The 2,607-nt window shown below is 67.9% G+C and carries 2 protein-coding genes and 1 pseudogene; all 3 read left to right on the top strand.

The window, feature by feature from the left end; translation table 11 throughout:
• Positions 1–481: pseudogene (locus VIB55_RS13975) on the top strand (type I restriction endonuclease subunit R); the annotation flags it as partial.
• 151 nt (positions 482–632) lie between these two features.
• Positions 633–1,115 (top strand): DinB family protein, encoded by a 483-nt coding sequence (locus tag VIB55_RS13970; RefSeq protein ID WP_331877268.1) that lies wholly within the window; start codon positions 633–635, stop codon positions 1,113–1,115.
• 248 nt (positions 1,116–1,363) lie between these two features.
• Complete coding sequence (locus tag VIB55_RS13965; protein WP_331877267.1) at positions 1,364–2,551, top strand: peptidoglycan recognition family protein; 1,188 nt, start codon at positions 1,364–1,366, stop codon at positions 2,549–2,551.
• Positions 2,552–2,607: the final 56 nt, after the last annotated feature.

Below are 2,607 nucleotides of genomic sequence, written 5' to 3'. Positions count from 1 at the left end.
ATCACCCAACCCCGAGAAGAAGGCGCGGGAGATCGATATCAAGCTCACAGCGCGCCTGCGCAAGCGAGTCGGCTCGCCGGAGTTCCGCGCCCTGTCGGAGCGTCTGGAGGAGTTGAAGCACCGCCATGAGCGCGGGATGGTGAACAGCGTGGAGTTCCTGAAGGCGCTGCTGGACCTGGCGAGAGACGTTGTGATGGCCGAGCGCGAGATACCGCCCGCGGTGGACGAGGACTTGGGGAAGGAGGCGCTGACGGAGCTGTTTCAGCAGGTGCGCACCGCGTCGACGCCCATCATCGTGGAGCGCATCGTCAACGACATCGACGCGATCGTCCGAACAGTACGTTTTCCTGGCTGGCAGAAGACGGCTGCTGGTGAGCGCGAGGTGAAGATCGCCGTACGTCGGACGCTTCTCCAGTACCAACTGCACCGGGATGGCGATCTGTTCGACAAGACGTACGGGTATGTGCGAGAGTACTACTGAGTTCACGCGAGCGGCTCGCGTCAAGGGGAGTGGCAAAGCGGTCAACTTGATGCTTGCGGGCGCAACGGCCACGGAGTAGACTGTGGGCGCTGACCGCAGAAACGCCGAAGATCGGCCCGCCATCATCCCACCCCGTACCCGAGGCCACCGCATGTCTACCACTCCCGAAACCGCCGCCGTCATCTCGCCCGAAGCACTGCGGGAACACTGGCAGGGGCACCGCCGCCTGACCCGGCGGGTGATCGACGCCTTTCCCGAGGACCAGCTCTTCACCTTCACGCTCGGCGGGATGCGGTCCTTCGGCACGATGGCGCTGGAGATGCTCGTGATGGCGGCGCCGATGGTCCGCGGCATCGTGAGCGAGGAGTGGGCGGCGTCCTGGGATCGCCAGGCACTCCCCAAGGCCGACCTGCTGCGCGAGTGGGACGAGGCGACGGCTGAGATCGACACCCTCTGGGCGCAAATCCCGCTGGCGCGGTTCCAGGAGACCACCACCGCGTTCGGGCAGTTCCCCGGCAAGGTGCACGACCTTCTGCTGTACGTGATCGACAACGAGGTGCACCACCGCGGGCAAGGCTACGTGTATCTGCGCGCCCTGGGCGTCGAGCCGCCGCCCTTCTACGAGCGTACCTGACTCGACACCGGCGCGGCTGTCCGGCTGCACTCATCGGGATCGGGATGCACCAGAACGGTGCGGGTGAATCGCTCCCATTGGTTCATCAACTTCGCTGTACGCGAACGGGGGAGCGGGTGCATCCGGATCAGCGGCAACGGCTTGCGTCGATCGCAACAAAGCCAGTCAGGGCCTGAGCGGGACGCGGATCGCTCCTTGCCGTACGGACGGGTTCCAGCCGTACACACCCCACGCCCGGAGAATGCCTGATGCGGACAATTTACACGTCGGCCCTCGTGGCCGGCGCGGCGCTGCTTTTTGCCGCCTGCGCCGACAACCCCGCCTCTGGACGGGATGCGGCGGATCCTGAGATCGCGGCGCCCTCGCAGGCGAGCCTCGACAAGGTGTTCGCCGACGCCGGGGCCGAGTTCAACGTCCCCGCGTCGCTGCTCAAGGCCATCGGCTACCACGCCACCGAGCTGCAGATGATCCGCAGCGAAGAGGAGTTCCCGGGGCAGGGGCGCGCGTACGGGGTGATGGCGCTTCGCGGGGCGCAGCTCGCGCGCGGCGCGTCGCTGGCGGGCGTCTCCATCGTGGCCGCGCAGAGCGACGTGCGCGCCAACGTGCGTGCGGCCGCCGCGCTCCTGGGGGCGCAGGCGGGCGAGCTGAGCATCGACCGTGACGACGTGAGCGCCTGGGCGCCGGCGGTTGCCCGCTACAGCGGCATCGCCAGCGCCGAGATCCGCGCCATGTACGTGCAGAACGGCGTGTACGGCGTTCTTCGCAACGGCGCCGTGGCGCGCGACGAGAACGGGGCCGTGACGGCCACCATTCCGCGGGAGATGGTGAAGGTGGACGTGGGGGCGGCGGCGGCGGTGGAGTGCGCGCCCGACTTCTGCGTTTCGGGCGCTCTGTGGCGGGCCAACCCCAACTACAATGCCCGCCCCGCCGTGCCCACCAACACGTCGCATCCGTACAAGCAGCAGATGATCATCCTGCACACCTGCGAGGGCGACTACTGGAACGGGTGCCTGCAGACCCTGCTGGACCGCGGGCTGAGCGCGCACTACGTGGTCAGCCGCCCGGTAGACATGGCCGACGGCTCCATCCAGATTTCGCAGCTGGTTCGCGAGTCCAACCGCGCCTGGCACATCGGCGCGTACTACGACGCCGCGCGCAACGGCGGAACCCACACCTACCTGAACGGCGTGCAGTCCAACGACTTCACGGTGGGCATCGAGCACGCGGGGTACGCCTCGCAGACCACCTGGAGCGACGCGCAGCTCAACTTCTCGGCGCGGCTCAGCTGCGACATCACCAGGGCGTACGCCATCCCGCGCGACCGCTACCACCTGAAGGGCCACGGCGAGCTGCAGAGCGACAAGAGCGATCCGGGCTCGGCGTTCTGGACCTACGGCGTAGATTACGTGGTCCGCGTGCAGAACTACTGCGCGTAATCGCCGCGCCGGCCGTCCCGCGGGGGACGGCCGGCGTGGACGGCGGGGTTCAGGCG

The organism is Longimicrobium sp. (assembly GCF_036554565.1).
In the GTDB taxonomy this organism is placed as follows: domain Bacteria; phylum Gemmatimonadota; class Gemmatimonadetes; order Longimicrobiales; family Longimicrobiaceae; genus Longimicrobium.
Note: the sequence above shows the minus strand (reverse complement) of the source record. Positions and strands in the feature narration are given on the sequence as shown.

Coding starts and splice junctions, on each gene's coding strand:
- VIB55_RS13970 (WP_331877268.1), top strand. CDS start 633: ATGTCTACCACTCCCGAAACCGCCGCCGTCATCTCGCCCGAAGCACTG.
- VIB55_RS13965 (WP_331877267.1), top strand. CDS start 1,364: ATGCGGACAATTTACACGTCGGCCCTCGTGGCCGGCGCGGCGCTGCTT.